2 protein-coding genes are annotated in these 1,264 nt (G+C 47.9%); one reads left to right on the top strand and one right to left on the bottom strand.

Going from position 1 to position 1,264, the window contains the following annotated elements:
- Positions 1 to 19: 19 nt before the first annotated feature.
- Positions 20 to 1,027 (bottom strand): IS110 family RNA-guided transposase, encoded by a 1,008-nt coding sequence (locus tag BM202_RS36500; protein ID WP_093835533.1) that lies wholly within the window; start codon positions 1,025 to 1,027, stop codon positions 20 to 22.
- A 16-nt stretch (positions 1,028 to 1,043) separates the two neighbouring features.
- Between BM202_RS36500 and BM202_RS38000 the strand changes: the two genes are divergently transcribed.
- Positions 1,044 to 1,264: hypothetical protein (locus BM202_RS38000; protein ID WP_218160662.1), on the top strand; the 221-nt coding region annotated here is incomplete at its 3' end.

Below are 1,264 nucleotides of genomic sequence, written 5' to 3'. Positions count from 1 at the left end.
CCGGGCCGATTTCTATGGATCAAGCAAGGGGGAGGGCATAAGTTTTGTCATATTTTTTGCCTCGCTTGACCACTGCATAGACCCGATGGATGAGTTTATTTCGTAATGCGTTGATGACCAACATCTTATTTTTACCGTCGGCGACTTTACGTTGATAATAATCCTGTAACTCTCCTTTCACCTGTAGGGCCGACATGGCTGCCATATGGAGTAACGTTTTAAGTGATTTTCGGGCATGATGATTCACGCGGGTCTTGCCCCGTACACTACTGCCTGAAGAGTGCTCAAAGGGAGCTACGCCCGCATGGCAAGCCAGCTTTTTAGGATACTCAATGGCTTTAAATTCATCGCTGGCCAGGATCAGTTCAGTAGCTACGACTTGTCCAATACCGGGAATGGAGGTGACCAATTCAAAGAGTGATTTCAACGTAGGGTCATCGGCAATTAGCTGTTTGATGGCTCTTTCAACTCCCTTTAGATCAGACAGTAGAGCCTTTAGCGAGCTACTGCAATGCTGACCTAGTTGGGTAGTCAGGGCTTTGTCGCCAAATCGTTTTTGCTCGGCTAAAGGCACTTTCAACTGGCTGATCATACCTTGCAGACGCTGACGAAGCCGAGTAAATTCAGTCAGCTTTTTCATGACGGGTCGAGTTGGCTTCCAGAGTCGAGTCCGGTCTTGAAAGCGATAAGCATACTCAGCAATCCGCTGAGCATCAATACTATCAGACTTGCCTCGTTGCAGCCCACCAGCTTGTTTAATATGGAGGGAAGCTTCCAGCCAAATTGGTAATTGAGCCTGAAAAAGTACCTCCAGGGCATGTGCGTTGTAAAGTCCAGTATGTTCCATGCAGACCACACAGTTTGCGATCTGGAAGTTGGGCAAAGCCTGGAGTTGTTTGATAACTGCCCGAATGGCTAGGGGTGAGTTTTCCGATTGAATTTGCCAGATGATGCCTTTATTCGCGTAAACAGCCCAGTCAAGAGTGTTCTTAGAAACATCAATCCCAATGAAATGGCGAATGTCCATTGAAGTGCTTAATTTTATGGTTCGACAATCAGACAGCTTACTCATCACTCGCTACCTTGCTAATGGGTCACAACACCCTAATTTCTATTCGAGGTTAAGTAAGAAAGACCGAGCGGGACCTGAATCGGCCCATAGGTTGCGAGCCTGGCCGGAGACGCTAGGGAAGCCCGCTCGGTTGTCTGTCTGGCAAGCTACCCAAATCTTGGTTTCTTACCAGCCCTCAAACCTAAAGGCCGG

The organism is Spirosoma endophyticum, from assembly GCF_900112365.1.
In the GTDB taxonomy this organism is placed as follows: domain Bacteria; phylum Bacteroidota; class Bacteroidia; order Cytophagales; family Spirosomataceae; genus Spirosoma; species Spirosoma endophyticum.
This window is presented reverse-complemented; position numbering and strand designations above follow the sequence as displayed.

Bases quoted from the DNA above. Each gene is read 5' to 3' on its own strand.
- BM202_RS36500 (WP_093835533.1), bottom strand. From the start codon at position 1,027: ATGGACATTCGCCATTTCATTGGGATTGATGTTTCTAAGAACACTCTT.